Raw genomic sequence first — 26,103 nt, 5'->3', positions numbered from 1 at the left:
GCCCCTCAAGGAGCACACTATGCAACGTAGACACCTTTTGCACACCGGGCTGGCCCTGGCCGCCGCCCCCACACTGGGCTGGGCCGATACATGGCCGGCCAAGCCCATCACCCTGGTGGTACCTTTTCCACCAGGCGGATCTACCGACCTGATTGCCCGTGCCCTCTCCACCAAGATGGCTGAGAAACTGGGCGCCGGCTTCACCTTCATCGTGGACAACAAGGCCGGGGCCACCGGCACCATTGGCGCCGCGCAAGTGGCACGCGCACCGGCAGACGGTCACACCTTTCTGGTGTCGTCTCTCGGGCCCTTTGTGATTGCGCCGCACCTGATCAAAGCGAACTACGACGCGCTCAAGGACCTGGACCCCATCACCATCGTGGCGCAAGCGCCCAACGTGCTGGTGGTACCTGCGGCCTCGGCGCGCAAGTCGGTGCCCGAAGTCATCAGCTACCTCAAAGCCAACCCGGACAAGATGAGCTTTGCCTCGTCAGGCAACGGCAGCAGCGACCACCTGACGGCCGAGCTGTTCTGGCAACAAACCGGCACCAGCGGTGTGCATATCCCCTACAAAGGCGGCGGCCCGGTGATGACCGACCTGCTCGGCAATCAGGTCGATTGCTCGTTCATGAACATCAACACGGCCCTGCCCCAGATCAAAGCCGGCAAGTTGCGCGCATTGGCCATCACCAGTGCCAAGCGCTCGCCTTTGCTGCCCGAGGTGCCCACCTTGGAAGAAAGCGGCGTCAAAGAAGCCAACGTCAACTCCTGGCAAGCAGTGGCGGCACCCAAGGGCCTGCCGGCGGACATCAAAAAGCGCATCCATGAGGCCATCGTGGCTTCCATCAAAGACCCCGCAGTGGCCCCCAAGCTGCTGGAGCTGGGCTTTGAGTTGGTGCTCAACACCCCGGAGCAATTTGCCAGCTACCAGGCAGCCGAATACGTGCGCTGGCAAAAGCTAATCAGCGCCCGCAACATCAAAGCGGATTGATGCCCCCATGAGTTCGACTCCCTCTACGCAACAAGATTCACCGCGCAGCATCCGCATGCACGCGGCGGACAACGTGGCTATCGTGGTCAACGACGGCGGCCTGCCCGTGGGTGCGGTGCTGCCCGATGGCGTCACCCTGGTGGACCGCGTGCCCCAAGGCCACAAGGTGGCGTTGACCGCCATCCCCCAAGACGCTGCCGTGCTGCGCTACAACGTGCCCATCGGCTATGCGCTCAAGGACATTCCCGCCGGTGCCTGGGTGCATGAGCGCCTGCTGCACATGCCCGAAGCCCGAGCGCTGACCGATCTGCCCCAAGCCACGGCCCCCGCCTGGAGCGCCGAGCCCCTCACCGGCTACACCTTTGAGGGCTACCGCAACGCCGATGGCTCGGTGGGTACGCGCAACATTCTGGCTATCACCACCACAGTGCAATGCGTGGCCGGCGTGGTGGACTTTGCGGTGCAACGCATCAAGGCCGAGCTGCTGCCGCGCTACCCCAACGTGGATGACGTGATTGGCCTGGAACACGCCTACGGCTGCGGCGTGGCGATTGATGCGCCCGACGCCATCATCCCCATCCGCACGCTGCGCAACATCTCCAAGAACCCCAACTTTGGTGGCGAGGTGATAGTGGTGAGCCTGGGCTGCGAAAAGCTGCAGCCTGAGCGCCTATTCCCCGCCGAGCAGCGTGCTATCGAAATAGTAGCTACCCGCGCAAGCAATACGAGCGCTACATGCACATTGGACACTCCAACAGCGCCGGAGCTCGACGTGGTGTGCCTGCAAGCTGACAAGCATGTGGGCTTCATGAGCATGATTGACTCGGTGCTCGCCAGCGCCGTGCCCCACCTGGAGCGGCTCAACGCGCGTCGCCGTGAAACCATTCCCGTCAGCGAGCTGGTGGTGGGCGTGCAGTGCGGTGGCAGCGATGCCTTCTCGGGTGTCACAGCCAACCCGGCGGTGGGGTTTTGCACCGACCTGCTGGTGCGCGCTGGCGCCACGGTGATGTTCTCAGAGACCACCGAAGTGCGTGACGCCATTGAGCAGATGACCGCCCGCGCCACCACCCCCGAGGTGGCCGATGCCATGGCCCGCGAAATGGCCTGGTACGACGCCTACCTGGGCCGCGGCCAAGCCGACCGCAGCGCCAACACAACCCCCGGCAACAAGGCCGGCGGCCTCTCCAACATCGTGGAGAAGGCCATGGGCTCCATCATCAAGTCCGGCACCGCCCCTATCAGTGGCGTGCTCTCGCCGGGCGAGAAGCTGCGGCACAAAGGGCTGCACTACGCCGCCACCCCGGCCAGCGACTTCATCTGCGGCACGCTGCAGCTGGCCGCCGGCATGAACCTGCATGTGTTCACCACCGGCCGGGGCACACCCTACGGCCTGGCCGAGTGCCCGGTCATCAAGGTGGCCACCCGCACCGACCTCGCGCGCCGCTGGCACGACCTGATGGACGTTAACGCTGGCCGCATTGCCGATGGCGAGGCCACCATCGAAGACATGGGCTGGGAACTCTTCCACCTGATGTTGGAGGTGGCCAGTGGCCGCAAAAAAACCTGGGCCGAGCACTGGAAGCTGCACAACGCGCTGGTGCTCTTCAACCCGGCCCCTATTACCTGATTTACCCGACTTCACCGAGGCCCGCCATGAGCTACCCCACCCCTTACCGCCCGTTTCCTAACCAGTTCAAGCAAGACCTGCTCGCCGGCAAGCGCCTGATCGGCTGCTGGGCCTCGTTGGCCAGCCCCATCAGCACCGAGGTGCTGGGTGTCGCTGGTTTTGACTGGATCCTGCTGGACGGCGAGCACTCGCCCAACGACGTGATTACCTTTGTGCCACAACTGATGGCGCTCAAGGACAGCGTGAGTGCGCCTTTTGTGCGCCCCACCAGCAACAACGCCATCGAAATCAAGCGCCTGCTGGACGCTGGTTTCTACAACTTTTTGGTGCCTTTTGTGCAAAGTGCCGACGAAGCACGCCAGGCTGTGGCCGCCACCCGCTACCCGCCTGAAGGCATGCGCGGCGTGTCGGTGGCCCAGCGCAGCAACCGCTACGGCTCGGTGGCCAACTACTTCCAGGAAGCCAACCGGCACATGTGTGTGGCCGTGCAGATCGAGAGCCGCGAGGCGGTAGCCGCCAGCGGCGAGATTGCGGCCGTACCCGGTGTGGACTGCATTTTTGTGGGTCCCTCCGACCTCGCTGCAGGCTATGGGCATTTGGGCAACGCCAACCACCCGGAGGTGCAAGCCGCCATTGCCCATGTGTTTGCCCAGGCCAAGGCGCAGGGCAAGCCCACCGGCATCCTGGCGCCCGTGGAGGCGGATGCGCGCCGTTATATGGAAATGGGCGCGACCTTTGTGGCGGTGGGCAGCGACTTGGGGCTGTTCCGCAACGCTACGCAGGCTTTGCGGGATCGCTACCTCAGCTGATGTCTTTGCAGGGACGGAGGCTGGGGCGCAGCGCGTTCTGCTCCGTGTCCCCCGCCCTTCGGGCTCCTCCTTGACCTGCGCAGAACGCGCTCCGCCCCAGCCTCCTTGGCTCCAACACTTTTTTCTTACTACCTCACTCCAACACTATGACCACTCTTGGATTTATCGGACTCGGCATCATGGGCGCCCCCATGGCAGGCCACTTGCTGGCCGCCGGCCACACCGTCTACCTGAACACACGCGGTAACGTACCCGACGCCTTGCTGCAAGCCGGCGGCAAGCCCTGTGTCAGCGCGCAAGAAGTAGCGCAAAAAGCCGACATCATTTTTTTGATGCTGCCGGACACCCCGGATGTGGAACTCGTGCTGTTCGGCGCCAACGGCGTGGCCGGAGGCCTGAGCGCCGGCAAGACGGTGGTGGACATGAGCTCCATCTCGCCCATCGACACCAAGGCCTTCGCGGCCAAGATCAATGCGCTGGGCTGCCAGTATGTGGACGCACCAGTGTCGGGTGGTGAAGTGGGTGCCAAGGCCGCCAGCCTCACCATCATGGTGGGCGCCGAAGAAGCCACCTTCGCCACCGTGCTGCCCCTGCTGCAGCACATGGGCAAGAACATCACCCTGGTGGGCGGCAACGGCGACGGTCAAACCACCAAGGTCGCCAACCAGATCATCGTGGCGCTCAACATTGCCGCTGTGGGCGAGGCCCTGCTGTTTGCGAGCAAAGCCGGCGCTGATCCGGCCAAGGTGCGCCAGGCGTTGATGGGCGGTTTTGCTGCCTCGCGCATTCTGGAAGTGCATGGCGAGCGCATGGTCAAGCGCACCTTCAACCCCGGTTTTCGCATCGGCTTGCACCAGAAGGACCTGAACCTCGCCCTGAGCGGCGCCAAGGCCATGGGCCTGGCCCTGCCGCAAACCGCCGGTGCCGCGCAGCTCATGCAGATGTGCGCCGCCCACGACATGGCCAGGCTGGACCACTCGGCGCTGGTACGCGCGCTGGAAATCATGGGTGCCCACGAAGTCGCGCAGGGCTGAGCTTTCTCGTTTCTCTGCGGTGGGGCGTGGATGGTGGGTAAACGGCTCCGTTCGTGTCCCCCGACCTGCGGTAAGCCGCAGGTCTCCTCCTTTACCTCACTGCGCCATTCACCCACCATCCCCGCTTCGCGCGGTAGGATGGCGGCATGCTGACGCTCCAAACCACCCTCACCTTCTTCGCCGCCTCGGTACTATTAGCCCTCTCCCCCGGGCCCGACAACGTGTTTGTGCTGCTGCATTCGGCCGTGCACGGGCGTAAAGCGGGCCTGCTGGTGGTGTTGGGGCTGTGCAGCGGTCTGCTGTTTCACACGGCAGCCGTGGCGCTGGGCTTGGCCGCGGTGTTTGCAGCATCTGCGGCGGCCTTCACCGCGCTCAAGTTGCTGGGCGCGGGCTACCTGCTTTACCTCGCCTGGGGGGCCTGGCATGCGCCGGTGGGCATCAGCGACACGGCCCAGCAAGAAGCCATGACGCCTCTGCAAACCTATCTGCGTGGCGTGATGATGAACATCACCAACCCCAAGGTCGCCATCTTCTTCCTCGCCTTTCTGCCGCAGTTCGCCGACCCCGCCAAGGGCTCCATGGCCTTACAGATCGTGGCGCTGGGTGCCGTGTTCATGCTGGCCGCTTTGCTCACCTTCAGCACCGTGGCCTGGTTTGCCGCCGGCTTCGGGCAGGTGTTCAAACGCTCGCACACCGCGCAACGGGTACTCAACCGGGTAGCCAGCGTGGTGTTTGTGGGCCTGGCGGTGCGCCTGGCGACGGCACAGCGCTAAACCCGACACCCCCATGGCGCAGGACGCGGCACAAGCCCTGCTGGACGAGGCCCTGCAAGCCATAGAACAACGGCAGTGGCCCCTGGCTTTGGCATCGCTGCACAAGGCTTTAGCACTCGCTTCTGACGATGCAGCCCTGCACATCAACCTCGCTTTTGTGCTGGACGGGATGGGCGATTTACCCACGGCACTAGAGCACTTGTGTAATGCGCTCGACCTGGCGCCCGATCTGCCTGAGGTGCATCTGCACCTAGGCACCGTGCTGGCCCGGCTCGGCTCGATAGACATGGCCGAACAGGCTTATCGGCAAGCCATTCAGCGCGTACCCGACATGGTGGCGGCCTGGTGCAACTTGGGCAGCTTGCTGGACCACACCCACCGTGGCGCGGAGGCGGAAGCCTGCCTGCAGCCGGACAACCCGCATGCCCGCTTCAACCTCGCCTGCCTGCTGCTGCGCGAAGGCCGCCTGCAAGAGGGATGGCAAGCGTGGGAGCAACGCCAGTGGCCCATTCACCACGCCCACGACTGGCGCTGCCCCCGCTGGCGCGGCGAGCCCTTGCAAGGCAAAAACATCTTGGTAGTGCAAGACGCCGGCTTTGGCGACATGCTGCAATTCAGCCGCTTCATCCCCCTGCTGCAAACGCGAGGTGCCACACACACCGCCGTGCTCTGCCAGCCGCCCTTGCATCCCCTGATGGCGCAGCTACCCGGCGTGCACGCGGTGTACCGCTGGCAGGAAGCAGATGTGGCCCTCACCACCCGCCACTGGGACTACTGGGTGCCGGTGATGAGCCTGGCCGCCTACCTCGGCAGCGAGGCTGCGCCCTACGGCCCCACACCGCCCTATTTCGCACCCGGCGCTCCGCCCACCCACGCCAATTTACGCATCGGCATCGTGTGGCAGGGCAACCCGGATTTTCCGCACGACGCCCAGCGCTCCATCGCCGATGACTCGGTGCTCGCCCCGCTACTGGCCGTGCCCGGCACACAGTGGATCAACCTTCACAAAGACAAGCAACCCACGCTGCCGCAGCTACACGCAGTCGATGGTGGTTTGCGGGACTTTGCCGACACTGCCGCGGTGCTCGCCGGGCTGGATTTGGTAGTCAGCGTGGACACCGCCGTGGCCCACCTCGCGGGCGCCCTAGGCGTGCCCTGCTGGTTGATGCTGCCCGCGTATATGACCGACTGGCGCTGGATGCGCGAGCGCAGCGATACGCCGTGGTACCCGTCGCTGCAATTGTTCAGGCAGGTCTCAGCGGGCGATTGGACCTCGGTCGTCGCCCAGCTCATGGCCCGCCTGCAGGCACCGGATGCCGCGCAGGCTATTCGGTCTTTGCGCCGCCCTCAAACCAGCGCTTGATCACATCGCGCTCCGCGTCGGTGATGTTGGTGGCGTTGTTCATGGGCATGATTTTGGTCACCACCACCTGCTGGTACACCGCCTGTGCGTGGCTGGCCAAGGCTTGCGGGCTGTCCAGCCGCACATTCTTCATCTGCACTGCTTCGCCATGGCACATGTAGCAACGCTGTTCGAGCACCGGCTTGATATCTTTATAAGCCAATGATGCTGTAGCGCTTGTGGAATCTGCTCGAGCAGCTCCTGAATTCATAGCAATTGGTGGCTCGGGCTTCATCCACACCAAGGCCCCCAAAATGACCAATACCCCCACCGCCGCATAGGGCCAGGGGTGGCTGTTGCGACCCAGCTTGTAGCCGTGGCGCAGCACAAAAAACTGGCGAATGGCCGCCCCCGCAAACATCATGAGGATGAGTACCAGCCAATTTTGCGGGTGGCTGTAGGTAAAGCTGTAGTGGTTGCTCAGCATGGCAAACAACACAGGCAGCGTGAAGTAGGTGTTGTGCACGCTGCGCTGCTTGCCGCGCCAGCCGTGAATCGGGTCTACCGGCTCACCGGCCTTGATGCTGGCCACCATCTTGCGTTGGCCGGGAATGATCCAGTGCGCCACGTTGGCGCTCATGGTGGTGGCGAGCATGGCGCCAATCAACAAAAACGCCGCGCGCCCCGCAAACCAGTGGCAGGCCAGCCAGGAGGCAATGCACACCAGCACCGCCACGCCCGCGCCGACAATGGCATCCCCGTTTTTGCGTTGGCCGAAGCGGCGGCAAATCTGGTCGTACGCCAACCAGAACACCACCAGAAATGCCAGCGCCACGGCAATGGCGGCATGCGGGTGCCAGGCCTTGACGGAGGCATCAATCAGGTAGGTGCGCGCGTTCCACAGGTAGGACACGGTGAACAGCGAAAAGCCGGTCAGCCAGGTGCTGTAACTCTCCCAGTAAAACCAGTGCAGGTTCTCGGGCAGCTTGGGGGGCGCCCCGGCGAACTTCACCGGGTGGTAGAAGCCGCCGCCGTGCACTGCCCACAGCTCACCGCTCACGCCCTGCTTTTTCAGGTCCTCGTCCACCGGCGGCGTGAGGCTGCTGTCCAAAAACACAAAGTAGAACGAGGAGCCTATCCACGCGATGGCGGTGATGACGTGCACCCAGCGCAAGAGCAGGTTGGCCCAGTCGAGTAAATAGCTTTCCATGCAAAGGTTCTCCTCAAAACTTGTTGTTGACTTGCAAGAGTTGGGCCGCCACCGCGACCGCAATGATTTCCGGGCGCTTGTCGTTCACCCCCGGCACGCCGATGGGGCAAGTCACATGCGCCAACTCGGCCTCGGTATAGCCACGCTCGGCCAGACGCCGCCGGAAGGTGGCCCATTTGGTGTGGCTGCCAATCAGGCCCACATAGGGCAAATCGCCCGCCGCACGCTGGCGCTGCAGGCAGGCGGCCACGATGTCCAGGTCTTCGGCGTGGCTGAAGCTCATGATCAGTACCCGGGCGCCCTGCGGCAAATCGGCCACCGCCGCCTGCACCGGGTCGGAGTGCTCGCACTGCACATTCGCAGGCACCACCTCGGGGAACACGCCGTCGCGGCTGTCCACCCAGGTCACGTCAAACGGCAAGCGCTCCAGCACCTGCACCAGTGCCTGGCCGACATGGCCTCCGCCAAACAGGCCCAGCGGCCAGTGCTTGGGGCGCAAGCGCTGTTGCACAGCGTCCTGGTCTGCCGGCCCCACCACTTCAAATTGCAGGCTGACTTGCCCGCCGCAGCATTGGCCCAAGCTCGGCCCCAAGGCAAAGCTGTGCACCTGCGCGGGCACCGGCTCGCCCTGCATGTGCGATTGCAACAAACGCTGGGCCAGCGCAGTCGCATCCAGCTCTAGGCGGCCACCGCCCACCGTGCTGATCAACTGCTGCAGGGTCACCGCCATCCAGGCCCCCACCTCACGGGGCACCGAGCCACGCGTGGCATGTACGGTCACCAGCACGGCCGTCTGCTGGGCCAATACCGTGTGCAAGAGAGCAAGCGGGCTCACAAACAGATACCTTTTTCAACACCTGCGGCCGCACTGCCCGCATAATTTGCGGCACAGTACGCGGGCCAAGACCTGCCAGGAGACATGCCATGCCCACACCGTCGTTGATGAACCCGGCCGCGCACACGCGCGGCTTGAAAACCAGCCTTTGCCTCGGCCTGCTCGCACTGCTCAGTGCCTGCGGCATGCTCAAAACCGAGCCGGCCAAACCGCCCGTCGCCCAAGCTCCCACCCCGCCGGCTGCGCCTGTGGCCGTGCCCGGCGTGCCGGCCCAACCCGCCATGGTGTCCCAGGCGCCAACGCCCCGCGATTACCGGCGCGATGCAGCCAGCCACCTCTATTCCAAAAACAGCAACCGTATCTACACCGGCAAATTGCCGCCCCTGCTCTACGCCGTAGGCGTGTTGCAGGTGGATATCGACCGCCTGGGTCAGGTCACCGATATCCGCTGGATGCGCGCGCCCAGCCACGCCCCGGAGGTCATGGCCGACATCGAGCGCTCGGTGCGCGCCGCCGCCCCTTACCCCGCGCCGGTGCGCATGGGCAAGGTCACGTACACCGATACGTGGCTGTGGCACAAGAGTGGGCGTTTTCAACTGGATACCTTGACCGAAGGCCAGATGTAATGGGTTAAGAGCCCCGGTAGGTCGAATAGCTCCAAGGGCTTACCAGCAAAGGCACGTGGTAGTGCTGGTCGGCATGGGCCACGCCGAAATCGAGCGCCACGCGGTTCAAAAAATTCGGCTCGGGCAGCACCACGCCCCGGGCCTTGAAATACGGCGCCACCTCAAACACCAAGCGGTAGGTGCCGGTTTGCAGGCTGGCGTTGTCATACAGCGGGCCATCCGGATTGCGGCCATCTGCGTTCAACACAAAGCGTTTTACCAGCGTGGCCGACTCACCGTCCGTGGTGTACAGCGCCACCGTCATGCCTGCGGCCGGGGTGCCGTGCATGGTGTCCAGTACGTGCGTGCTCAAGCCCATGGCGCCTGCCTTTCGAGTGGAAAATTCAAAGTGTATACACTTTTGGGCAATCTCGGTATCATGGATTCATGGAGACCACTACCACCGGTTTCATCGTGGAGGCCATCACCGCCGCCATCGTGGACCACCAGCTCAAACCCGGCGCCAAACTGGCCGAGCAAAAACTGGCCGACCAGTTCGGCGTGTCGCGCACCCTGGTGCGGCAGGCCTTGTTTCAGCTCTCACGCAACCGGTTGATTCGCATGGAGCCGGCGCGTGGCGCCTTTGTGGCGGCACCGTCAGTAACCGAAGCGCGCCAGGTATTTGCCGTGCGCCGCATGCTGGAAGCCGGCATGGTCCGTGCATTCATTGCTGCCGCCACTCCCGACCATATCGATGCGCTGCGCCACCACATTGCCGAAGAACAAAGTGCTGTCCACCAAGGCAGCATCAGCAACCGCACCGAGTTGCTGGGCGACTTCCATGTGCGCATGGCCCAACTGCTCGGCAACGAGGTGCTGGCCTTGATGCTGATGGACTTGCTTTCGCGCTGCTCGCTCATCACGCTGATGTACCAGTCCAGCGATTCGGCCGCGCACTCCCATGAGGAGCATGCAGCGCTGGTGGACGCCCTGGAAGCCCGCAACGAAGCTCTGGCCCTGCGGCTGATGGACGAGCACCTGCAGCACGTGGAAGCCAGCCTCACCCTGCCCCCGGAAGACACTTTCTGACGCCCTCGCGAAACCCCATGAGCACCTACGACAGTACCCAACCCTACCCCCGCGACCTCATCGGTTACGGCGAATACGTCCCCCACGCCCAGTGGCCCGGCCAGGCCCGCGTAGCCGTGCAATTCGTCCTCAATTACGAAGAAGGCGGCGAAAACAGCGTACTGCATGGCGACGTCGGCTCGGAGCAATTCCTCTCCGAGATGTTCAATCCCGCGAGCTACCCCGACCGCCACATCAGCATGGAAGGCATTTACGAATACGGCTCCCGCGCCGGCGTATGGCGTATCCTGCGCGAATTCGAGCAACGTGGTCTGCCGCTGACTGTGTTCGGCGTGGGCATGGCGCTGGAGCGCTACCCCGAGCTGACCCGCCGCCTGGTGGAGCTGGGCCACGAGATTGCCTGCCATGGCCACCGCTGGATTCATTACCAGAACATGGACGAGGCGCAGGAGCGCGAGCACATGCAACTGGGCATGGCGGCCATCGAAAAGCTGACAGGGCAAAGACCGCTGGGCTGGTACACCGGCCGCGACAGCCCGCGCACCCGCCGCCTGGTGGCCGACTACGGCGGTTTTGAGTACGACAGCGATTACTACGGCGACGACCTACCCTTCTGGATGAAGGTGCAAAAGACCGACGGCAGCGTGGTGCCCCAGCTCATCGTGCCCTACACGCTGGACTGCAACGACATGCGCTTCGCCCTGCCCCAGGGCTACTCGCACGCCGACCCGTTTTTCCAGTACATGAAAGACACGTTTGATGCGCTCTACGCCGAAGGCGACCCTCACAGCCTGAACGCCCCCAAGATGATGAGCATCGGCATGCATTGCCGCCTGCTGGGCCGCCCCGGACGCATCACGGCGCTGCAGCGCTTTCTGGACCACATCGGCCAGCACGAGCACGTGTGGGTGGCGCGGCGCATTGACATTGCGCGGCACTGGAAAGCCACGCATCCTTATCAAGGCTGAGTGATGAGCACACTAACTCTGGAACAACTCAACACCCTGCCGCTGAGCGAGGCGGTACGCCTGCTGGACGGCTTGTACGAGCACTCTCCTTGGATTGTGGAAAAGGCTTTGCAACAACGGCCCTTTGTGTCACTTGCGGCCTTCAAACATGGCATGGCGCAAGTGGTGGCCGCAGCGGGACGCGAGCCCCAGCTCGCGCTCCTACGCGCCCACCCCGAACTGGCCGGCAAGGCCATGGTGGATAAAAGCCTCACCGCAGAGAGCACCAACGAGCAAAGCAAAGCCGGCCTCACGCATTGCACACCGCCCGAGTTCGACAAAATCCAGCGTCTGAATGCGGAGTACAACGCGCGCTTCGGTTTTCCCTTCATTCTCGCTGTGCGCGGCCCGCGCGGCACGGGCCTCTCCAAAGCGGAGATCATCGCCACGCTGGAGCGCCGCGTGCAAGGCCACCCGGACTTTGAGCTGGCCGAGTGCCTGCGCAATGTGCACCGCATTGCCGAGATCCGCCTGAACGACAAGTTCGGCTACACCCCGACCCAAGGCCATCAGGTGTGGGACTGGCAAGAGGCGCTGGCCCAACACACCGATGCCGCCTATGCAGGCACCGGACAACTCACCGTGACCTACCTGACGGAGGCTCACCTGGCCTGCGCCCGCCAGATCCAGGCCGACATGCTGGCGGCCGGCTGCGACAGTGCCACCATCGATGCGGTGGGCAATGTGGTTGGTCGCTATGAAAATGATAGCTACCAGCGCACATCCGACGAGCGCCAGAACCAAAATTCACCAAAAACCCTGCTCACCGGCAGCCACTATGACACCGTGCGCAACGGCGGCAAGTACGACGGCCGGCTGGGCATCTACGTGCCGCTGGCTTGCGTGCAGGCGCTCAAGACTCAAGGCCAGCGCCTGCCGTATGCGCTGGAAGTGGTGGCCTTTGCCGAGGAAGAAGGCCAGCGCTACAAAGCCACCTTTCTGGGCTCGGGCGCACTGACCGGCGACTTTGACCCCACGTGGCTGGACCAGACAGACGCCGATGGCATCACCATGCGCGACGCCATGGCAAAAGCCGGGCTGAACGTGAACGCGATTGGCGCCATCCGCCGCAACTCTGTTGACTACCAAGGCTTTGTGGAAGTCCACATCGAGCAAGGCCCGGTGCTTAACGCGCTGGACATTCCGTTGGGCGTGGTCACCTCCATTAACGCCAGCGTGCGCTACGTGGGCGAGATCACCGGCATGGCCAGCCACGCCGGCACCACCCCCATGGGCCAACGCCGCGACGCGGCTGCTGCGGTGGCCGAACTGATCTTGCTGGTGGAGCACTGCGCCACCCAAGATGGCGACTCGGTAGGCACCGTGGGTCAGCTGCAAGTACCGAACGGCTCCATCAACGTGATACCGGGGCGCTGCCAGTTTTCGCTGGACTTGCGCGCACCGTCCGATGCACAGCGCGACGCGCTAGAAGACAAAGTGCTCACCGGCCTGCGCCTGATTTGCGAGCGCCGGGGTCTGCACCACAGCCTCACCCGCACCATGCAGGCCAGCGCAGCCCCCAGCGCGCCCGAATGGCAGCAGCGCTGGGAAGCTGCAGTGAGCGCACTAGGCGTACCGCTGCACCGCATGCCCAGCGGCGCCGGCCACGACGCCATGAAGCTGCACACCATCCTGCCGCAGGCCATGCTGTTTGTGCGCGGCCTCAACTCCGGCATCAGCCACAACCCGCTGGAATCCACCACCAGCGACGACATGCAACTCGCGGTCGATGCCTTCAGCCATCTGCTGCACCAACTGGCCCACGCGGCCTGAACTTCTGAGCCCACCATGACCACCCCTTACCAACAACTCGACACCTGGATTGACGCGCACTTTGACGAGCAAGTGCGCTTTCTGCAAGAACTGGTGCGCGTACCCACCGACACGCCCCCTGGCAACAACGCCCCGCACGCCGAACGCACCGCCGAGCTGCTGGCCGCCATGGGCCTGCAGGCCGAAAAACACAGCGTGCCCGCCAGTGAGGTACAGGCTGCCGGCATGCAAAGCATCACCAACCTGGTGGTGCGCCGCCCCTACTCGGCCGGTGGCATCACCATCGGCCTCAACGCCCACGGCGACGTGGTGCCCCCCGGCGAAGGCTGGACGCATGACCCCTACGGTGGCGAAATTGCCGACGGCAACATGTACGGCCGCGCTACCGCCGTGAGCAAGAGCGATTTTTCCAGCTACACCTTTGCGGTGCGCGCCCTCGAATCGCTGGGCTTGCCGCTGAAGGGCGGCGTGGAGCTACTGTTCACCTACGACGAAGAATTCGGCGGCGAACTCGGCCCCGGCTGGTTGCTGGAAAAGGGCCTCACCAAGCCTGACCTACTGCTGGCGGCCGGTTTTTCGTACCAAGTCATTACCGCGCACAACGGCTGCCTGCAAATGGAAGTGACGGTGCACGGCAAGATGGCGCATGCGGCCATTCCCGAAAGTGGTGTGGACGCACTGCAAGGCGCCGTGCACATCCTGAACGCGCTGTACGCCCAGAACACGCTGTACAAGCAAGTCACCTCTGACGTGGACGGCATCAACCACCCCTACCTGAACGTGGGCCGCATCGAAGGCGGCACCAACACCAATGTGGTGCCCGGCAAAGTGGTCTTTAAGCTGGACCGCCGCATGATCCCCGAAGAAAACCCCACCGCGGTAGAAGCGTCCATTCGCCAAGTGATCGCCGACGCGACTGCCCAGATACCTGGAATCACCGTAGATATCAAGCGCCTGCTGCTGGCCAATTCCATGCGTCCCTTGGCAAGTAACCAACCCTTGGTCGATGCGCTGCAAAAACATGGCGAAGCCTTGTTTGGCGAACCCATCCCCGCCATGGGCACCCCGCTGTACACCGATGTGCGGCTGTTTGCCGAGCGCGGCATCCCCGGCGTTATCTACGGGGCCGGCCCGCGCACCGTGCTGGAGTCACATGCCAAGCGCGCCGACGAGCGGGTGAGCTTGGAAGATTTACGCAAAGCCACCAAAGTGGTCGCGCGGACGTTGCTGGATCTGCTGCAAGCCTGAGGACGACGTACCTGCACAGGGTAAGCCCTGTGCAGCGCAGGCAGCCGTCCCCGGAGAATGAAACGCACCGCCAAGGAGAACGCCCCAAAGTTGGGCACTCTTCTTGCTTCGCTCTACCCATCTGTTGACACTGAAGGATGTACGATGAAAAAGCGCCAGTTTCTCCACGCGATTGCTTTTGCCGCCGCCACCTTGGCAGCCGGCTCTGCCTTGGCCCAAAGCACGCCCATCAAGTTCCAGTTGGACTGGCGGTTTGAAGGCCCCTCGGCGCTGTTTCTCACCCCTGCCGCCAAAGGCTATTTCAAGGACGCCAAGCTGGACGTCACCGTGGACGCCGGCAACGGCTCGGGCGGCGCGGTGACCCGCGTGGCCTCGGGCGCCTACGACATGGGCTTTGCCGACCTGGCCGCGCTGATGGAGTTCCACGCCAACAACCCCGACGCGCCCAACAAACCCGTAGCGGTGATGATGGTCTACAACGACACGCCGGCCTCGGTGATGGCGCTCAAAAAATCCGGCATCAAAACCCCCGCCGACCTGAACGGCAAAAAGCTCGGCGCCCCCGTGTTTGACGCCGGCCGCCGCGCCTTCCCCATCTTTGCCAAAGCCAACAATGTGAGTGGTGTGCAATGGACCGCCATGGACCCACCCCTACGCGAAACCATGTTGGCCCGCGGCGATGTGGACGCCATCACCGGCTTTACCTTCACGTCCTTGCTCAACCTCGAAGCCCGGGGCGTGAAGGCCGACGACGTGGTGATCCTGCCCTACCCCGACTTTGGCGTGAAGCTGTATGGCAACGCCATCATCGCCACCCCCAAGCTACTCAAAGAAAACCCGGCCGCCGTGAAAGCCTTTTTGCTGGCATTCACCAAGGGCGCCAAGGATGTGATGGCCAACCCGGCCGCAGCGATCAACGATGTCAAGGCGCGTGACGGCATCATCAACACCGAGCTGGAAACCCGCCGCCTCAAGCTGGCGATTGATACAGCCATCAACAGCGCCAATGCGCGCACCGAGGGCTTCGGCCAGGTCAATGGCCCGCGCCTGTCGCTGATGGCATCGCAGGTGTCGGATGCCTTCAACACCAAAACCCGTATCAACCCCGATGCGGTGTGGAACGGCAGCTTCCTGCCCTCCAAGGCGGAACTCAACATCCTGCCCAAGAAGTGAGCATGAGCGCGCCCCAGAAAGCGCCGATGACTGCGCCCGCCTCTCCCTGGTTTGTGGACTTCCAGGATGTCTGGCTTGCCTACAACGATGAGCTGCTGAAGCAAAACCATTTTGCCGTCGAAGCCATCGACCTGAAGGTGCGCAAGGGAGAGTTCATTGCCATCGTCGGCCCGTCCGGCTGTGGCAAGTCCACCTTCATGAAGCTGACCACCGGCCTGAAGATGCCCTCCAAGGGCCAGATCCTGATCGACAACGCGCCCGTCACCGGGCCGTTGAAGATTTCCGGCATGGCCTTCCAGGCCTCGTCGTTGCTGCCCTGGCGCACCACGGTGGACAACGTGCTGCTGCCGCTGGAAATTGTGGAGCCCTACCGCAGCAACTTCAAAGCCAAGCGCAAAGAGTATGAAGAGCGGGCGCGCAAGCTGCTGCAGAAAGTCGGCCTGGGTGGCTATGAGGACAAGTTCCCCTGGCAGCTCTCAGGCGGCATGCAGCAGCGGGCCAGTATTTGCCGCGCCCTCATCCACGAACCCAAAATGCTGCTACTGGACGAGCCCTTCGGCGCGCTCGATGCCTTCACCCGCGAAGAGCTGTGGTGCATCCTGCGCGACCTGTGGACCGAGCAGCAATTCAACGTGATTCTGGTGACGCACGACCTGCGTGAGTCGGTGTTCCTTGCCGACACGGTCTATGTGATGAGCAAGAGCCCCGGCCGCTTTGTGGTGAAGCGTGAGATCGACCTGCCGCGCCCGCGCGACCTGGAGATCACTTACACCAAGGAATTCACCGACATCGTGCACGAGCTGCGCGGGCACATCGGCGCCATGCGCTCGACCGCCCCGGCGGCTTCTGGTGCGATCACCCAATAAAGGCAGGCGATGAGCAAAAAACAAATCGAAACCTGGGCCCCCTGGGTGCTGCTGGTGGTCTTCATCCTGCTATGGCAGGTGCTGTGCAGCGTCTTCGCGGTGTCGGAGTTTGTGTTCCCCAGTCCGGCACGCATCTGGAGCCAGTTTTGGGAGTTCAAGAGCATCATCGCCGGCCATGCATGGCGCACCTTCTGGGTCACCATGGCGGGCTTTGGCATTGCCATCGTGGTGGGGGTGTTGCTGGGCTTTGTGATCGGTAGCTCACGGCTGGCCTATGCCGCGGTGTACCCGCTGATGACGGCGTTCAACGCCCTGCCCAAGGCAGCGTTTGTGCCGATTCTGGTGGTGTGGTTCGGCATTGGGGTGGGCCCGGCCATCCTGACGGCGTTTCTGATCAGCTTCTTTCCCATCATGGTCAATATTGCTACCGGCCTGGCCACGCTGGAGCCGGAGCTGGAAGACGTGCTGCGGGTGCTGGGCGCCAAGCGCTGGGATGTGCTGATGAAAGTCGGCCTGCCCCGCTCCATGCCTTACTTCTACGGCTCGCTCAAGGTCGCCATCACGCTGGCCTTTGTGGGTACCACGGTGTCCGAAATGACCGCCGCCAACGAAGGCATTGGTTACCTGCTCATCAGCGCCGGCTCCGCCATGCAGATGGGCCTGGCATTTGCCGGTCTGGTGGTGGTGGGAGCCATGGCGATGGTGATGTACGAGCTGTTCAGCGCGATCGAAAAACACACCACTGGCTGGGCCCACCGCGGCTCGCAAAATCACTGATCCATGGTTTGGCATGCTGAATTGGCCCTCGACTACCGGGTCGAGGCAGAGCGCTGTGTGGCCCGCTACCACCACAGCGGCCCACTGCGCATTTTGCAAAACCTGTACCCCGAGGGGAACAGCATTTGCCAAAACGTACTGGTGCACCCACCGGGCGGTTTGGTGGGGGGCGATACCCTGAAGCTGAACATCACTGTGGGCGCGGATGCCCACGGGCTGGTCACTACGCCAGGGGCAACCCGCTTCTATAGGTCTGAGGGCCCGGTAGCTACGCAAGACACCACCTTGCGGCTGGAGGCAGGTGCCCGCCTGGAGTGGCTGCCGCTGGAAGCCATTTGCTACGACGCCTGCCACGCAGTGAACCGCGTGCGTCTGGAGCTGGCGCCCGGCGCCCAGTGCCTGGGGTGGGATATCACCGCGCTGGGCCTACCCCATGCCCAGCTGCCCTTTGTAAAAGGCAGCCTGGAGCAACACTTGGAGATACCCGGCATTTGGCTGGAGCGTGGCACCTTGCGTGCAGACGACCAGCGCCTGATGAACGGCCCCACCGGGCTGGACGGCCACCGCTGCCTCGCCACCCTGTTTTTTGCCAGTGGCAGCCCATGGAGCCGGGCAGAGAAAGAGGCCTTGCTGGACAGCGCCCGGACTGCCATTCAGGGCCACAGCCTGGCGGCCACGGCGGGCGCCACCAGCCCGAACGGCCATACGCTGGTGTTACGGGTACTCGCCCCCACCGTGGAGCCCGCCATGCAGTTGCTGCGCACCGTGCGCAAGCAGTGGCGCGCCCAAGCGTGGCAGCTGGCAGGGGCCGACCCGCGCATTTGGGCCATGTAATTCCCCTGTTCAAGGGCGGGCTACGCCACCATAATGGCTGCGATGGCCGCCCTTGATACGGATTTTTCCACTTGCTCTGCGCTCGTCGTCGACGGGAATCCGACCTCGCGCTCCATTCTGGTGTCCCAGCTGCGGGACTTCGGTGTGGCCAGCGTCGCCCAAGCGGCCCGCGCAGTAGATGCGCGACGCCAGCTCGAATTCCGCACCTTTGACTTTGTGTTGTGCGAGCAGCACTTCCCCACGGACTCCATGTCCGGCCAAGACCTGCTGGACGACCTGCGCCGCAATCAGTTGCTGCCGTTTTCCACCGTGTTCATCATGATCACCGGCGAGGCCACTTACGCCAAAGTGGCCGAGGCTGCGGAGTCCGCGTTGGACGGCTACATGCTCAAGCCCCACAAGGCCACGCAGTTGGGAGACCGGTTGGTAGCCGCGCGGGTGCGCAAGGTGTCGCTGCAGGCCATCTTCACCGCGATTGAGGAAGAGAAGTTTGAAGACGCTGCCCGCCTCTGCCTGGAGCGCTTTGAGTCCCGCGGCATGTTCTGGCTGTACGCGGCCCGTGTGGGGGCGGAGTTGCTACTGCGTCTGGGGCGCTGCCAGGAAGCACAAACCCTCTACAAAGCCGTGGTGGACGCCAAGACCCTGCCCTGGGCCAAGCTGGGCGTGGCCCGTGCACAGCTGGAAGCCGGCCAGATCAACCAGGCCACCACCACCCTCGAAAAGCTGATTGGCGAAGACGCCAACTACGCCGACGCCTACGACGTGATGGGGCGCGCCCAGTTTGAGCTGGGCCGTTTCGACAAGGCCCTGGAGACGTACAAAATGGCGTCCACCCTGACGCCCGCCTCTATCACCCGCCTGCAGAACCTGGCGATGATGACCTACTACTCCGGCAACCATGAGGAGGCAGAGCCACTCTTGGACAAAACCACGCGCCTGGGCCTGGAGTCCAAAATGTTCGATGCCCAAACGCTCGTGTTGCTGGCCTTCACCCGGCTCAACACCGCCGACCGCAGGGGTCTGCAGCGTTGCCACGATGACCTGCTGCGCCTCATCGAACGGGATGCCGAAAACCCGCGCCTGTACCGCTTGGCGGCCATCGTGGAAGCCCTCAACCTGATCCAGCAGCACCAGTTCGCCAAGTCTGTCGAGGCAGTCCGCGAGATGGCCAAAACCGTGCGCGAGCCGCTGTTTGACTTTGAATCTGCCAGCAACTTGGTGGCGCTGATGGCGAACCTCGCGGCCAAAGCCATTCAGCTCAATGAACTGGAAGAAACGGTGGATGTGATGGGCCGGCGTTTTTGCAGCAACCGCTCGCTCACCGAATTGCTGGCGGCCAGTGCCATTGCCCACCCGCCCTATGCCGACCGGCTGCGGCTCGCGCAATCGCAAGTGCTGGAATACGCCGAAACCGCCATGGCCCTGAGCCTGGGCGGTGACCCCACCAGCGCGGTGAAAAACCTCATCCTGCATGGGCGGGACACGCTCAACTCCCGCCTGATCGACAACGCCTACCAGCTGCTGCAAAAGCACAGCGGCAAAGTGCATTCAGCGCCCGAGCTCCTGAGCACCGTGCAGCAACTCAAAGCCAACTGCGGCCCCGTGGTAAACCGTGCCTCGCTGGGAGAACAAAAACGCCAGGCAGGAGGCTTGGCCTTGCGCACCGGCAAGCGGGTGGCACCGGAGTTCGAAAAGCTGCCCGACCCGCCCCCTGCGGCGCAGCCCGCAGAAAGCGTGCTGCCCGGCGCTTAAATTGCCACCAGCCCGCGCACGCCGTCCACTTCCATATTGCGGCCCATGCCACGGGCCAACACCGCGCCACGCTCCATGACGATGTAGTTGTCGGCCAGCTCCTGGGCAAAGTCGTAGTACTGCTCCACCAGCAAAATAGCCATGTCGCCACGGTCTGCCAGCATGCGGATCACCCGGCCGATATCCTTGATGATGCTGGGCTGGATGCCTTCGGTAGGCTCATCGAGGATCAGCACCTTGGGGCCCGCGGCCAGCGCGCGTGCAATCGCCAATTGCTGCTGTTGTCCACCCGACAAATCGCCGCCCCGGCGGTGCAGCATTTGCTGAAGCACCGGGAACAACTCAAAGAGCTCGGCCGGAATCGGTGTGCCGGCCGGCTTGTAGGCCAGGCCCATGCGCAGGTTTTCTTCCACCGTGAGGCGGGCAAAAATCTCGCGGCCCTGGGGCACAAAGCCCAACCCCAGGCGTGCCCGCTCATACGGGGTGAGTTTGTGAATATCCTTGCCGCCCATGGAGATGGTGCCGGACTTGATGGGGACCAAGCCCATCAGCGATTTGAGCAGCGTGGTCTTGCCCACACCGTTGCGGCCTAGGATGACCTTGACCTTGCCGACCTCGGCCTCCAGACTCACGTCCCTCAAGATGTGGGAGCCACCGTAGTACTGGTTGATGTTTTTTACTTCAAGCATGGCAAATCAACCTCAACGGCCCAAATAAACTTCAATCACACGCTCATCCGCCTGCACCTGGTCCAAGGTGCCTTGGGCCAGCACCGAACCATCGCACAGCACGGTGACGATGTCGCTGATGGTGCGGATAAAGCTCATGTCGTGCTCCACCACCATGAGCGAGTGCTTGCCCTTGAGCGAGAGAAAAAGCTCTGCAGTGCGCTCGGTTTCCTCATCGGTCATGCCCGCCACGGGCTCATCCAGCAGCAGCAGCTTGGGGTCTTGCATCAAGAGCATGCCGATTTCCAGCCACTGCTTTTGCCCGTGGCTCAGGTTGCCCGCCAGGCGCCCCACGCTGTCTGCGAGATGGATGGTGTGCAGGATGTCTGCCAGTCGGTCGCGCTGCGCGGAGTCCAGCTTGAAGAACATCGACGCCTTCACACCCTTGTCGGTCTTGAGCGCGAGCTCCAGGTTTTCAAACACCGAGAGTTGCTCAAACACGGTGGGCTTCTGGAACTTGCGGCCAATGCCCAACTGCGCAATTTCGGATTCTTTGTAGCGCAGCAAGTCAATGGTGCTACCGAAAAACACGGTGCCCGTATCGGGCCGGGTTTTGCCGGTGATGATGTCCATCATCGTGGTCTTGCCCGCGCCGTTGGGTCCAATGATGCAGCGCAACTCGCCGGGCGCAATGTCCAGCGACAGGCCGTTGATAGCCTTGAAGCCGTCAAAACTCACATGCACATCTTCCAAGTACAGGATACGCCCGTGGGTCACGTCTACCTCGCCCTGGTTTGCCACGCGGCCGAAGCCCGCCGTGCGCCCGCCGGACTCGGTTTGCCCCTTGTGGGCGGCCAAAGCCTCCATGTGCGCCTGCACGCGACGGGCGCCTTGCTCCAACAGATCGGGAGTCATGCTTTCCCTCCCTTCAGCTTCTTGATCAATCCCACCACACCATCGGGCAGGAACAAGGTAACGCCGATGAACAGCGCACCGAGGAAATACAACCAGAACTCAGGGTAGGTCACGGTGAGCCAGCTCTTGGCACCGTTGACGATGAAGGCGCCCACAATCGGCCCTATCAACGTCGCACGCCCGCCCACTGCGGCCCAGATGGCAATCTCAATCGAGTTGGCCGGGCTCATTTCGCTGGGGTTGATGATGCCGACCTGCGGCACATACAGCGCGCCCGCCACGCCGCACATCATGGCCGAGATGGTCCAGATGGTGAGCTTGTAGCCCAGGGTGGAATAGCCGCTGAACATGACGCGGCTCTCCGCATCGCGCACCGCCTGCAACACGCGGCCGAACTTGCTGCCCACCAACCAACGGGCCAGCAGGAAGAACACCAGCAAGGTCACCGAGGTCATGACAAACAAGGTCATACGCATGCTGGTGGTGGCAATCGGGATATCCAGAATGCGCTTGAAGTCGGTGAAGCCGTTGTTGCCACCAAAGCCGGTTTCATTGCGGAAGAAGAGCAACATAGCCGCAAATGTCATCGCCTGAGTGATGATGGAGAAATACACCCCTTTGATGCGCGAGCGAAAGGCAAAGTAGCCGAACACAAAGGCCACCAGCCCGGGCACAGCAATCACCAAAAACAACGTCGCGCCGAAGCTGCCGGACAGCGCCCAGTGCCAGGGCAGCTCTTTCCAGTCCAAAAACACCATGAAGTCCGGCAGATTGCTTTTGTAGTTGCCGTCCAGCCCGATCTGGCGCATCAGGTACATGCCCATGGCGTAGCCGCCCAACGCGAAGAACAAGCCGTGGCCCAAGCTCAAAATGCCGGTGTAGCCCCATATGAGGCCCATGGCCAGCGCGCAAATGGCGTAGCACATGATCTTGGCGGTAAGTGCCACCGCAAAATCGCTCAGGTGCAAGGCGCTGCCTGCGGGCACCAGCAGATTCAACGCAGGCACCAGAGCGCACAACACCATGAGCGCAGCCAGCCAGGCGGCCCAGCCTGTGCGGGTGAGCAGCGGTTGAGGGGTAGGTAAGGTGATGTTGCTCATGCTTCTGCGCTCCGGCCTTTCATGGCAAAAATGCCTTGCGGACGCTTCTGGATAAAGATGATGATGAAAACCAGCACGGCGATCTTGGCCAGCACCGCACCGGTCCAGCCCTCCAGGAACTTGTTCAAAATGCCCAATCCCATGGCCGCGTACACGGTGCCAGCCAGCTGCCCCACGCCGCCCAGCACCACCACCATGAACGAATCCACGATGTAGCCCTGGCCCAGGTCGGGCCCCACGTTGCCCACCTGGCTCAGTGCGCAACCGGCCAGGCCAGCGATGCCCGAGCCCAGCGCAAAGGCATAGGTGTCGATCCGCGCCGTGTTCACGCCCATGCAGCTGGCAATCGGGCGGTTTTGCGTGACGCCTCGCACAAACAGGCCCAAGCGTGTTTTCTCAATCAAAAACCACACGCCGGCCAGCACCGCCACGGCAAAGGCGACGATGACCAAGCGGTTGTAAGGCAGCGAAAGGTTGCCCAGCAACTGCACGCCGCCGCTCATCCAACTCGGGTTTTCCACACCCACGTTTTGTGCGCCAAAAATGGTGCGCACCAGCTGCATCAGCATCAGGCTGATGCCCCAGGTAGCCAGCAAGGTTTCCAGCGGGCGCCCGTACAGGAATCGGATCACGCTGCGCTCCAGCGCCGCACCCACCAAAGCAGAGGCCATGAACGCTACCGGCAAGGCCGCGAGCAGATACCAGTCAAACGCACCGGGCAGGTATTTCTGAAAGAGCACCTGCACGGTGTAGGTGGCGTAAGCGCCGATCATCATCAGCTCGCCGTGGGCCATGTTGATCACTCCCATCAGGCCATAGGTAATCGCCAGGCCCAGCGCCACCAGCAAGAGGATGGAGCCCAGACTGATGCCGCTAAAAATGGCCCCCAAGCGGTCACCCCACGCAAGGCGGGCTTCCACGGTGCCCAGGCTCTTTTGCAGCGCAGCTTTCACGCCGCCGTCTGTCTCGACCTGCAAGCGCTCCACCAGCAAGGTCTTGGTAACCGCTTGGGCGCTGCTCCCCAACTGCGTGGCCGCCTCCAGGCGCTTGGCTGCATCGTCGCTGCCCAGCATGGCGGCGGCGCGCAGCAACTGCAGCTTTTCTTTCAAATCAGGGGCGGTCTCGCTCGCCAGCGCCTTCTCCAGCAAAGGCAGCTTGCCGGCATCCACCTGCCCGCCCAGGGTTTTGATGGCTGCACGGCGCACCTCCACCTCGGGCGACAGCAGCTTCACGGCGGCCAGCGCCGTGTCCAGCTCGCCACGCATGCGGTTGTTGTTCATCACGTCTTCGGCGGTGTCTGGCACCGACACTTCTGCCTGGGTGACCGGGTCGATGCCCTTGCCATCCAGCACCATCACCGGTACCTCGCCCACGAGCTTCACCGCATCATCGGCCAGGGCCTGGATGAAGCGCACCGTGCGCGCATCCGCGTTTTCCACCGCTTTTTGCAGTGCCGCCACGCGGGCATCGCTCTCGCCCGATGCCATGCTTTTTGCCTCGTCAGCGCTCAGTGCGTATGCGCGAGCAGCTATCAAAAGCATAGCAATCATCAGCCATTGAAATATTCGTTTTGGCATACGCCAATCTCTCCGGGGTAAAAACAACAAGCCGCCACGCCTTTTGCAAGGCTGTGGCGGCTCTGGCTAAACGCTAGCCTCTCCCTGCCTTCGCCTTATTTCTTTGCGGGCTCATCGGGCTTCTTGTCATTGCCTTCGATGTAAGGAGACCATGGCTTGGCCTTCACAGGGCCGGGGGTCTTCCACACCACGTTGAACTGGCCGTCAGCCTTGATTTCGCCGATGAACACGCTCTTGTGCAAGTGGTGGTTCTTCTCATCCATCTTGCTCACGATGCCGCTGGGTGCCTTGAAGGTTTGGCCGGCCATCGCTGCGATCACCTTGTCCACATCGGTGGACTTGGCCTTCTCAACGGCTTGCTTCCACATATTGATGCCGATGTAGGTGGCTTCCATCGGGTCGTTGGTCAAAGGCTTGTCTTTGTGGCCGGCAATGCCCTTGGCCTTGGCGTAGTCGGACCACTTCTTGATGAACTCGGTGTTGGTCGGGTTCTTGATGGACTGGAAGTAGTTCCATGCAGCCAGGTGACCCACCAAAGGCTTGGTGTCCACGCCGCGCAGTTCTTCTTCACCCACCGAGAAGGCCACCACGGGTACGTCTTTGGCGTTCAGGCCTGCGTTGCCCAGTTCCTTGTAGAAAGGCACATTGGAGTCACCGTTGATGGTGGACACCACGGCGGTCTTGCCGCCGGCAGAGAACTTCTTGATGTCAGCCACGATGGTTTGGTAATCGCTGTGGCCGAAGGGGGTGTATTTTTCGTCGATGTCAGACTCTTTCACGCCCTTGGACTTCAGGTAAGCGCGCAGGATCTTGTTGGTCGTGCGGGGGTATACATAGTCAGTGCCCAGCAGAACCCAACGCTTGGCAGCGCCACCTTCTTTGCTCATCAGGTAGTCCACTGCAGGAATCGCTTGCTGGTTAGGCGCCGCACCGGTGTAGAACACGTTTTTGGAAAGCTCTTCACCTTCATATTGCACGGGGTAGAACAACAAACCGTTCAGCTCTTCGACCACCGGCAGCACGGACTTGCGGGACACCGATGTCCAGCAGCCGAAGATGACGGAGACTTTGTCCTGGGTCAGCAACTGCTTGGTCTTTTCAGCAAACAGGGGCCAGTTGGAGGCGGGGTCCACGACCACGGGCTCGAGCTTTTTGCCGAGCACGCCACCCTTGGCGTTGATTTCGTCGATGGCCATCAACACGGTGTCTTTCAACACGGTTTCAGAAATAGCCATGGTGCCGGACAGGCTGTGCAGGATACCGACCTTGATGGTGTCAGCCGCAAAGGCGGGCACTGCCGACAAGGTGGTGAGAGCGACGGCAGCGGTGAGTGCCTTCAAAGTAAAACGACGTTGCATGTGGGCTTCTCCGGGGGTTAAACAAATCCATCTCGCATGTCGCAAAACAATCTCAAACGAGGTTTTGTGATGCGATGGAGTGACTGTAGGTTTGCCCGCCCGAACCGGAAATACGCCTAGTGGCGTACACCGCCCGGCCGCCGCCACGCCCAAAAACCGGCATGCCTGCGCAGCCGGTTGATGGAGCGACGTGAACGATCAGTTTGTGGTCGTGGTCGTTGTCGTGGTGGTCACATCATCCGCACCCCGGCCCTGGCGCACGTGCCCCACGGCATCGTCCGCGCCACGCCCTTGGCGCACATGGCCTGCCGCGTCGTCAGCGCCACGGCCGCGACGGGTGCCACCGGAGTCATCGCGGCTCGCGGTGCTGACCGTGCTCGAGGTGGTGCCGCTGGCGGTCGTGGTGGAGGACGACGATGTGCCGGATGAGCTGGACGAGCCGGAAGACGAAGAACCTGAGGACGAGGAGCCCGAGGAGGACGACCCCGAGGACGAAGAACGGCCGGACGAGCTGCCCTTGTCCGCCATGGCGGGGGCGCTGGCCAGGGCCAGCATCAAGGTGGCGGCAGAGAGGGCGAGGGTGGTGCGGAGAGCGTTCATGGTGTGTTTCCTTTGCGTTGATGATGAGAGATTGGTCTAATTGTGTGTGATTTTTTCCCACACACAATTGCACTATATGCGGGAAAATCTCCCACCACAATAGATTTTGTGTAAATTTTTCCCACAAACAAGTTACATTT

The 26,103-nt window shown here is 62.7% G+C and carries 25 protein-coding genes; 16 read left to right on the top strand and 9 right to left on the bottom strand.

Annotation, left to right across the window (positions count from 1 at the left end; genetic code table 11):
• Positions 1-19: 19 nt before the first annotated feature.
• The 6 genes from FDM28_RS07910 (at position 20) to FDM28_RS07885 (ending at position 6,597) form a co-directional block, all read left to right on the top strand.
• Positions 20-991, top strand: a complete 972-nt coding sequence (locus FDM28_RS07910) for a Bug family tripartite tricarboxylate transporter substrate binding protein (protein WP_138514619.1) — start codon at positions 20-22, stop codon at positions 989-991.
• A gap of 7 nt (positions 992-998) precedes the next feature.
• Positions 999-2,618 carry a galactarate dehydratase gene (garD, locus tag FDM28_RS07905; protein WP_138514618.1) on the top strand — a complete coding sequence of 540 codons (1,620 nt, stop codon included), beginning with the start codon at positions 999-1,001 and terminating at the stop codon, positions 2,616-2,618.
• A gap of 26 nt (positions 2,619-2,644) precedes the next feature.
• On the top strand, positions 2,645-3,427 hold the full coding sequence (gene garL, locus FDM28_RS07900; protein ID WP_138514617.1) for a 2-dehydro-3-deoxyglucarate aldolase: 783 nt from the start codon (positions 2,645-2,647) through the stop codon (positions 3,425-3,427).
• Positions 3,428-3,573: 146 nt separating this feature from the next.
• Positions 3,574-4,461 (top strand): 2-hydroxy-3-oxopropionate reductase, encoded by an 888-nt coding sequence (locus FDM28_RS07895; RefSeq protein WP_138514616.1) that lies wholly within the window; start codon positions 3,574-3,576, stop codon positions 4,459-4,461.
• A gap of 146 nt (positions 4,462-4,607) precedes the next feature.
• Positions 4,608-5,234 (top strand): LysE family translocator, encoded by a 627-nt coding sequence (locus FDM28_RS07890; protein ID WP_138514615.1) that lies wholly within the window; start codon positions 4,608-4,610, stop codon positions 5,232-5,234.
• 13 nt (positions 5,235-5,247) lie between these two features.
• Positions 5,248-6,597, top strand: a complete 1,350-nt coding sequence (locus FDM28_RS07885) for a tetratricopeptide repeat protein (RefSeq protein ID WP_138514614.1) — start codon at positions 5,248-5,250, stop codon at positions 6,595-6,597.
• Here FDM28_RS07885 and FDM28_RS07880 read toward each other — a convergent pair.
• Positions 6,560-7,786 (bottom strand): urate hydroxylase PuuD, encoded by a 1,227-nt coding sequence (locus FDM28_RS07880; protein ID WP_138514613.1) that lies wholly within the window; start codon positions 7,784-7,786, stop codon positions 6,560-6,562. The genes FDM28_RS07885 and FDM28_RS07880 overlap by 38 nt on opposite strands.
• 13 nt (positions 7,787-7,799) lie before the next feature.
• Entirely contained in the window at positions 7,800-8,621 is an 822-nt protein-coding gene (gene xdhC, locus FDM28_RS07875; RefSeq protein WP_138514612.1) for a xanthine dehydrogenase accessory protein XdhC, read from the bottom strand.
• 89 nt (positions 8,622-8,710) lie between these two features.
• Here xdhC and FDM28_RS07870 point away from each other — a divergent pair, with 89 nt between their 5' ends.
• Complete coding sequence (locus FDM28_RS07870; protein ID WP_240791947.1) at positions 8,711-9,247, top strand: energy transducer TonB; 537 nt, start codon at positions 8,711-8,713, stop codon at positions 9,245-9,247.
• A gap of 4 nt (positions 9,248-9,251) precedes the next feature.
• Here FDM28_RS07870 and uraH read toward each other — a convergent pair whose 3' ends face one another.
• Positions 9,252-9,605 (bottom strand): hydroxyisourate hydrolase, encoded by a 354-nt coding sequence (gene uraH / locus FDM28_RS07865; protein ID WP_138514611.1) that lies wholly within the window; start codon positions 9,603-9,605, stop codon positions 9,252-9,254.
• 68 nt (positions 9,606-9,673) lie between these two features.
• Here uraH and FDM28_RS07860 point away from each other — a divergent pair, with 68 nt between their 5' ends.
• The 9 genes from FDM28_RS07860 to FDM28_RS07820 all read left to right on the top strand — a co-directional run bounded on the left by FDM28_RS07860 (position 9,674) and on the right by FDM28_RS07820 (position 19,745).
• The gene (locus FDM28_RS07860) at positions 9,674-10,315 is read left to right on the top strand and encodes a GntR family transcriptional regulator (protein ID WP_138514610.1); all 642 of its coding nucleotides are present in this window, start codon (positions 9,674-9,676) and stop codon (positions 10,313-10,315) included.
• Between the two features lie 17 nt (positions 10,316-10,332).
• Positions 10,333-11,283 (top strand): allantoinase PuuE, encoded by a 951-nt coding sequence (puuE, locus tag FDM28_RS07855; RefSeq protein ID WP_138514609.1) that lies wholly within the window; start codon positions 10,333-10,335, stop codon positions 11,281-11,283.
• A gap of 3 nt (positions 11,284-11,286) precedes the next feature.
• Positions 11,287-13,095: a 2-oxo-4-hydroxy-4-carboxy-5-ureidoimidazoline decarboxylase gene (uraD, locus tag FDM28_RS07850; protein ID WP_138514608.1), complete on the top strand. Its 1,809-nt coding sequence runs from the start codon at positions 11,287-11,289 to the stop codon at positions 13,093-13,095.
• A 15-nt stretch (positions 13,096-13,110) separates the two neighbouring features.
• Positions 13,111-14,343 carry a M20 family metallopeptidase gene (locus FDM28_RS07845; RefSeq protein WP_138514607.1) on the top strand — a complete coding sequence of 411 codons (1,233 nt, stop codon included), beginning with the start codon at positions 13,111-13,113 and terminating at the stop codon, positions 14,341-14,343.
• A 144-nt stretch (positions 14,344-14,487) separates the two neighbouring features.
• Entirely contained in the window at positions 14,488-15,516 is a 1,029-nt protein-coding gene (locus tag FDM28_RS07840) for an ABC transporter substrate-binding protein (protein WP_138514606.1), read from the top strand.
• A 2-nt stretch (positions 15,517-15,518) separates the two neighbouring features.
• Positions 15,519-16,382 (top strand): ABC transporter ATP-binding protein, encoded by an 864-nt coding sequence (locus FDM28_RS07835; protein WP_240791946.1) that lies wholly within the window; start codon positions 15,519-15,521, stop codon positions 16,380-16,382.
• A 9-nt stretch (positions 16,383-16,391) separates the two neighbouring features.
• Positions 16,392-17,159, top strand: coding sequence for an ABC transporter permease (locus FDM28_RS07830; protein WP_138514605.1), 768 nt, complete (start codon positions 16,392-16,394; stop codon positions 17,157-17,159).
• Positions 17,160-17,162: 3 nt separating this feature from the next.
• A complete protein-coding gene (locus tag FDM28_RS07825; protein WP_138514604.1) occupies positions 17,163-17,993 on the top strand; it encodes an urease accessory protein UreD in 831 nt (276 codons plus the stop codon).
• Between the two features lie 42 nt (positions 17,994-18,035).
• Positions 18,036-19,745, top strand: a complete 1,710-nt coding sequence (locus FDM28_RS07820; RefSeq protein WP_138514603.1) for a response regulator — start codon at positions 18,036-18,038, stop codon at positions 19,743-19,745.
• Here FDM28_RS07820 and urtE read toward each other — a convergent pair.
• The 6 genes from urtE to FDM28_RS07790 form a co-directional block, all read right to left on the bottom strand.
• Positions 19,742-20,434, bottom strand: a complete 693-nt coding sequence (urtE, locus tag FDM28_RS07815) for an urea ABC transporter ATP-binding subunit UrtE (protein WP_138514602.1) — start codon at positions 20,432-20,434, stop codon at positions 19,742-19,744. The two genes, FDM28_RS07820 and urtE, sit on opposite strands and share 4 nt — an antisense overlap.
• A gap of 12 nt (positions 20,435-20,446) precedes the next feature.
• Positions 20,447-21,328 carry an urea ABC transporter ATP-binding protein UrtD gene (gene urtD, locus FDM28_RS07810; RefSeq protein ID WP_138514601.1) on the bottom strand — a complete coding sequence of 294 codons (882 nt, stop codon included), beginning with the start codon at positions 21,326-21,328 and terminating at the stop codon, positions 20,447-20,449.
• Positions 21,325-22,428 (bottom strand): urea ABC transporter permease subunit UrtC, encoded by a 1,104-nt coding sequence (gene urtC / locus FDM28_RS07805; protein ID WP_138514600.1) that lies wholly within the window; start codon positions 22,426-22,428, stop codon positions 21,325-21,327. The genes urtD and urtC overlap by 4 nt, the downstream gene beginning before the upstream one ends.
• Entirely contained in the window at positions 22,425-24,005 is a 1,581-nt protein-coding gene (gene urtB, locus FDM28_RS07800; RefSeq protein ID WP_138514599.1) for an urea ABC transporter permease subunit UrtB, read from the bottom strand. Before urtB ends, urtC begins: the two co-directional genes overlap by 4 nt.
• Before the next feature lie 95 nt (positions 24,006-24,100).
• The gene (gene urtA, locus FDM28_RS07795) at positions 24,101-25,363 is read right to left on the bottom strand and encodes an urea ABC transporter substrate-binding protein (protein WP_138514598.1); all 1,263 of its coding nucleotides are present in this window, start codon (positions 25,361-25,363) and stop codon (positions 24,101-24,103) included.
• A 198-nt stretch (positions 25,364-25,561) separates the two neighbouring features.
• Entirely contained in the window at positions 25,562-25,963 is a 402-nt protein-coding gene (locus FDM28_RS07790; protein ID WP_138514597.1) for a hypothetical protein, read from the bottom strand.
• Positions 25,964-26,103: the final 140 nt, after the last annotated feature.

It is taken from the genome of Rhodoferax bucti (assembly GCF_005876985.1).
In the GTDB taxonomy this organism is placed as follows: domain Bacteria; phylum Pseudomonadota; class Gammaproteobacteria; order Burkholderiales; family Burkholderiaceae_C; genus Allorhodoferax; species Allorhodoferax bucti.
This window is presented reverse-complemented; position numbering and strand designations above follow the sequence as displayed.

What these genes read in the sequence shown, in the direction of transcription:
- puuE (WP_138514609.1), top strand. Translation starts at nt 10,333, where the DNA reads ATGAGCACCTACGACAGTACCCAACCCTACCCCCGCGACCTCATCGGT.
- urtD (WP_138514601.1), bottom strand. Translation starts at nt 21,328, where the DNA reads ATGACTCCCGATCTGTTGGAGCAAGGCGCCCGTCGCGTGCAGGCGCAC.
- garL (WP_138514617.1), top strand. Translation starts at nt 2,645, where the DNA reads ATGAGCTACCCCACCCCTTACCGCCCGTTTCCTAACCAGTTCAAGCAA.
- FDM28_RS07880 (WP_138514613.1), bottom strand. Translation starts at nt 7,786, where the DNA reads ATGGAAAGCTATTTACTCGACTGGGCCAACCTGCTCTTGCGCTGGGTG.
- FDM28_RS07860 (WP_138514610.1), top strand. Translation starts at nt 9,674, where the DNA reads ATGGAGACCACTACCACCGGTTTCATCGTGGAGGCCATCACCGCCGCC.
- FDM28_RS07885 (WP_138514614.1), top strand. Translation starts at nt 5,248, where the DNA reads ATGGCGCAGGACGCGGCACAAGCCCTGCTGGACGAGGCCCTGCAAGCC.
- garD (WP_138514618.1), top strand. Translation starts at nt 999, where the DNA reads ATGAGTTCGACTCCCTCTACGCAACAAGATTCACCGCGCAGCATCCGC.
- FDM28_RS07845 (WP_138514607.1), top strand. Translation starts at nt 13,111, where the DNA reads ATGACCACCCCTTACCAACAACTCGACACCTGGATTGACGCGCACTTT.
- FDM28_RS07890 (WP_138514615.1), top strand. Translation starts at nt 4,608, where the DNA reads ATGCTGACGCTCCAAACCACCCTCACCTTCTTCGCCGCCTCGGTACTA.
- urtB (WP_138514599.1), bottom strand. Translation starts at nt 24,005, where the DNA reads ATGCCAAAACGAATATTTCAATGGCTGATGATTGCTATGCTTTTGATA.
- FDM28_RS07835 (WP_240791946.1), top strand. Translation starts at nt 15,519, where the DNA reads ATGAGCGCGCCCCAGAAAGCGCCGATGACTGCGCCCGCCTCTCCCTGG.
- FDM28_RS07790 (WP_138514597.1), bottom strand. Translation starts at nt 25,963, where the DNA reads ATGAACGCTCTCCGCACCACCCTCGCCCTCTCTGCCGCCACCTTGATG.
- FDM28_RS07820 (WP_138514603.1), top strand. Translation starts at nt 18,036, where the DNA reads ATGGCCGCCCTTGATACGGATTTTTCCACTTGCTCTGCGCTCGTCGTC.
- uraD (WP_138514608.1), top strand. Translation starts at nt 11,287, where the DNA reads ATGAGCACACTAACTCTGGAACAACTCAACACCCTGCCGCTGAGCGAG.
- FDM28_RS07830 (WP_138514605.1), top strand. Translation starts at nt 16,392, where the DNA reads ATGAGCAAAAAACAAATCGAAACCTGGGCCCCCTGGGTGCTGCTGGTG.
- urtC (WP_138514600.1), bottom strand. Translation starts at nt 22,428, where the DNA reads ATGAGCAACATCACCTTACCTACCCCTCAACCGCTGCTCACCCGCACA.
- urtE (WP_138514602.1), bottom strand. Translation starts at nt 20,434, where the DNA reads ATGCTTGAAGTAAAAAACATCAACCAGTACTACGGTGGCTCCCACATC.
- urtA (WP_138514598.1), bottom strand. Translation starts at nt 25,363, where the DNA reads ATGCAACGTCGTTTTACTTTGAAGGCACTCACCGCTGCCGTCGCTCTC.
- FDM28_RS07840 (WP_138514606.1), top strand. Translation starts at nt 14,488, where the DNA reads ATGAAAAAGCGCCAGTTTCTCCACGCGATTGCTTTTGCCGCCGCCACC.
- uraH (WP_138514611.1), bottom strand. Translation starts at nt 9,605, where the DNA reads ATGGGCTTGAGCACGCACGTACTGGACACCATGCACGGCACCCCGGCC.
- FDM28_RS07910 (WP_138514619.1), top strand. Translation starts at nt 20, where the DNA reads ATGCAACGTAGACACCTTTTGCACACCGGGCTGGCCCTGGCCGCCGCC.
- FDM28_RS07895 (WP_138514616.1), top strand. Translation starts at nt 3,574, where the DNA reads ATGACCACTCTTGGATTTATCGGACTCGGCATCATGGGCGCCCCCATG.
- FDM28_RS07870 (WP_240791947.1), top strand. Translation starts at nt 8,711, where the DNA reads ATGCCCACACCGTCGTTGATGAACCCGGCCGCGCACACGCGCGGCTTG.
- FDM28_RS07825 (WP_138514604.1), top strand. Translation starts at nt 17,163, where the DNA reads ATGGTTTGGCATGCTGAATTGGCCCTCGACTACCGGGTCGAGGCAGAG.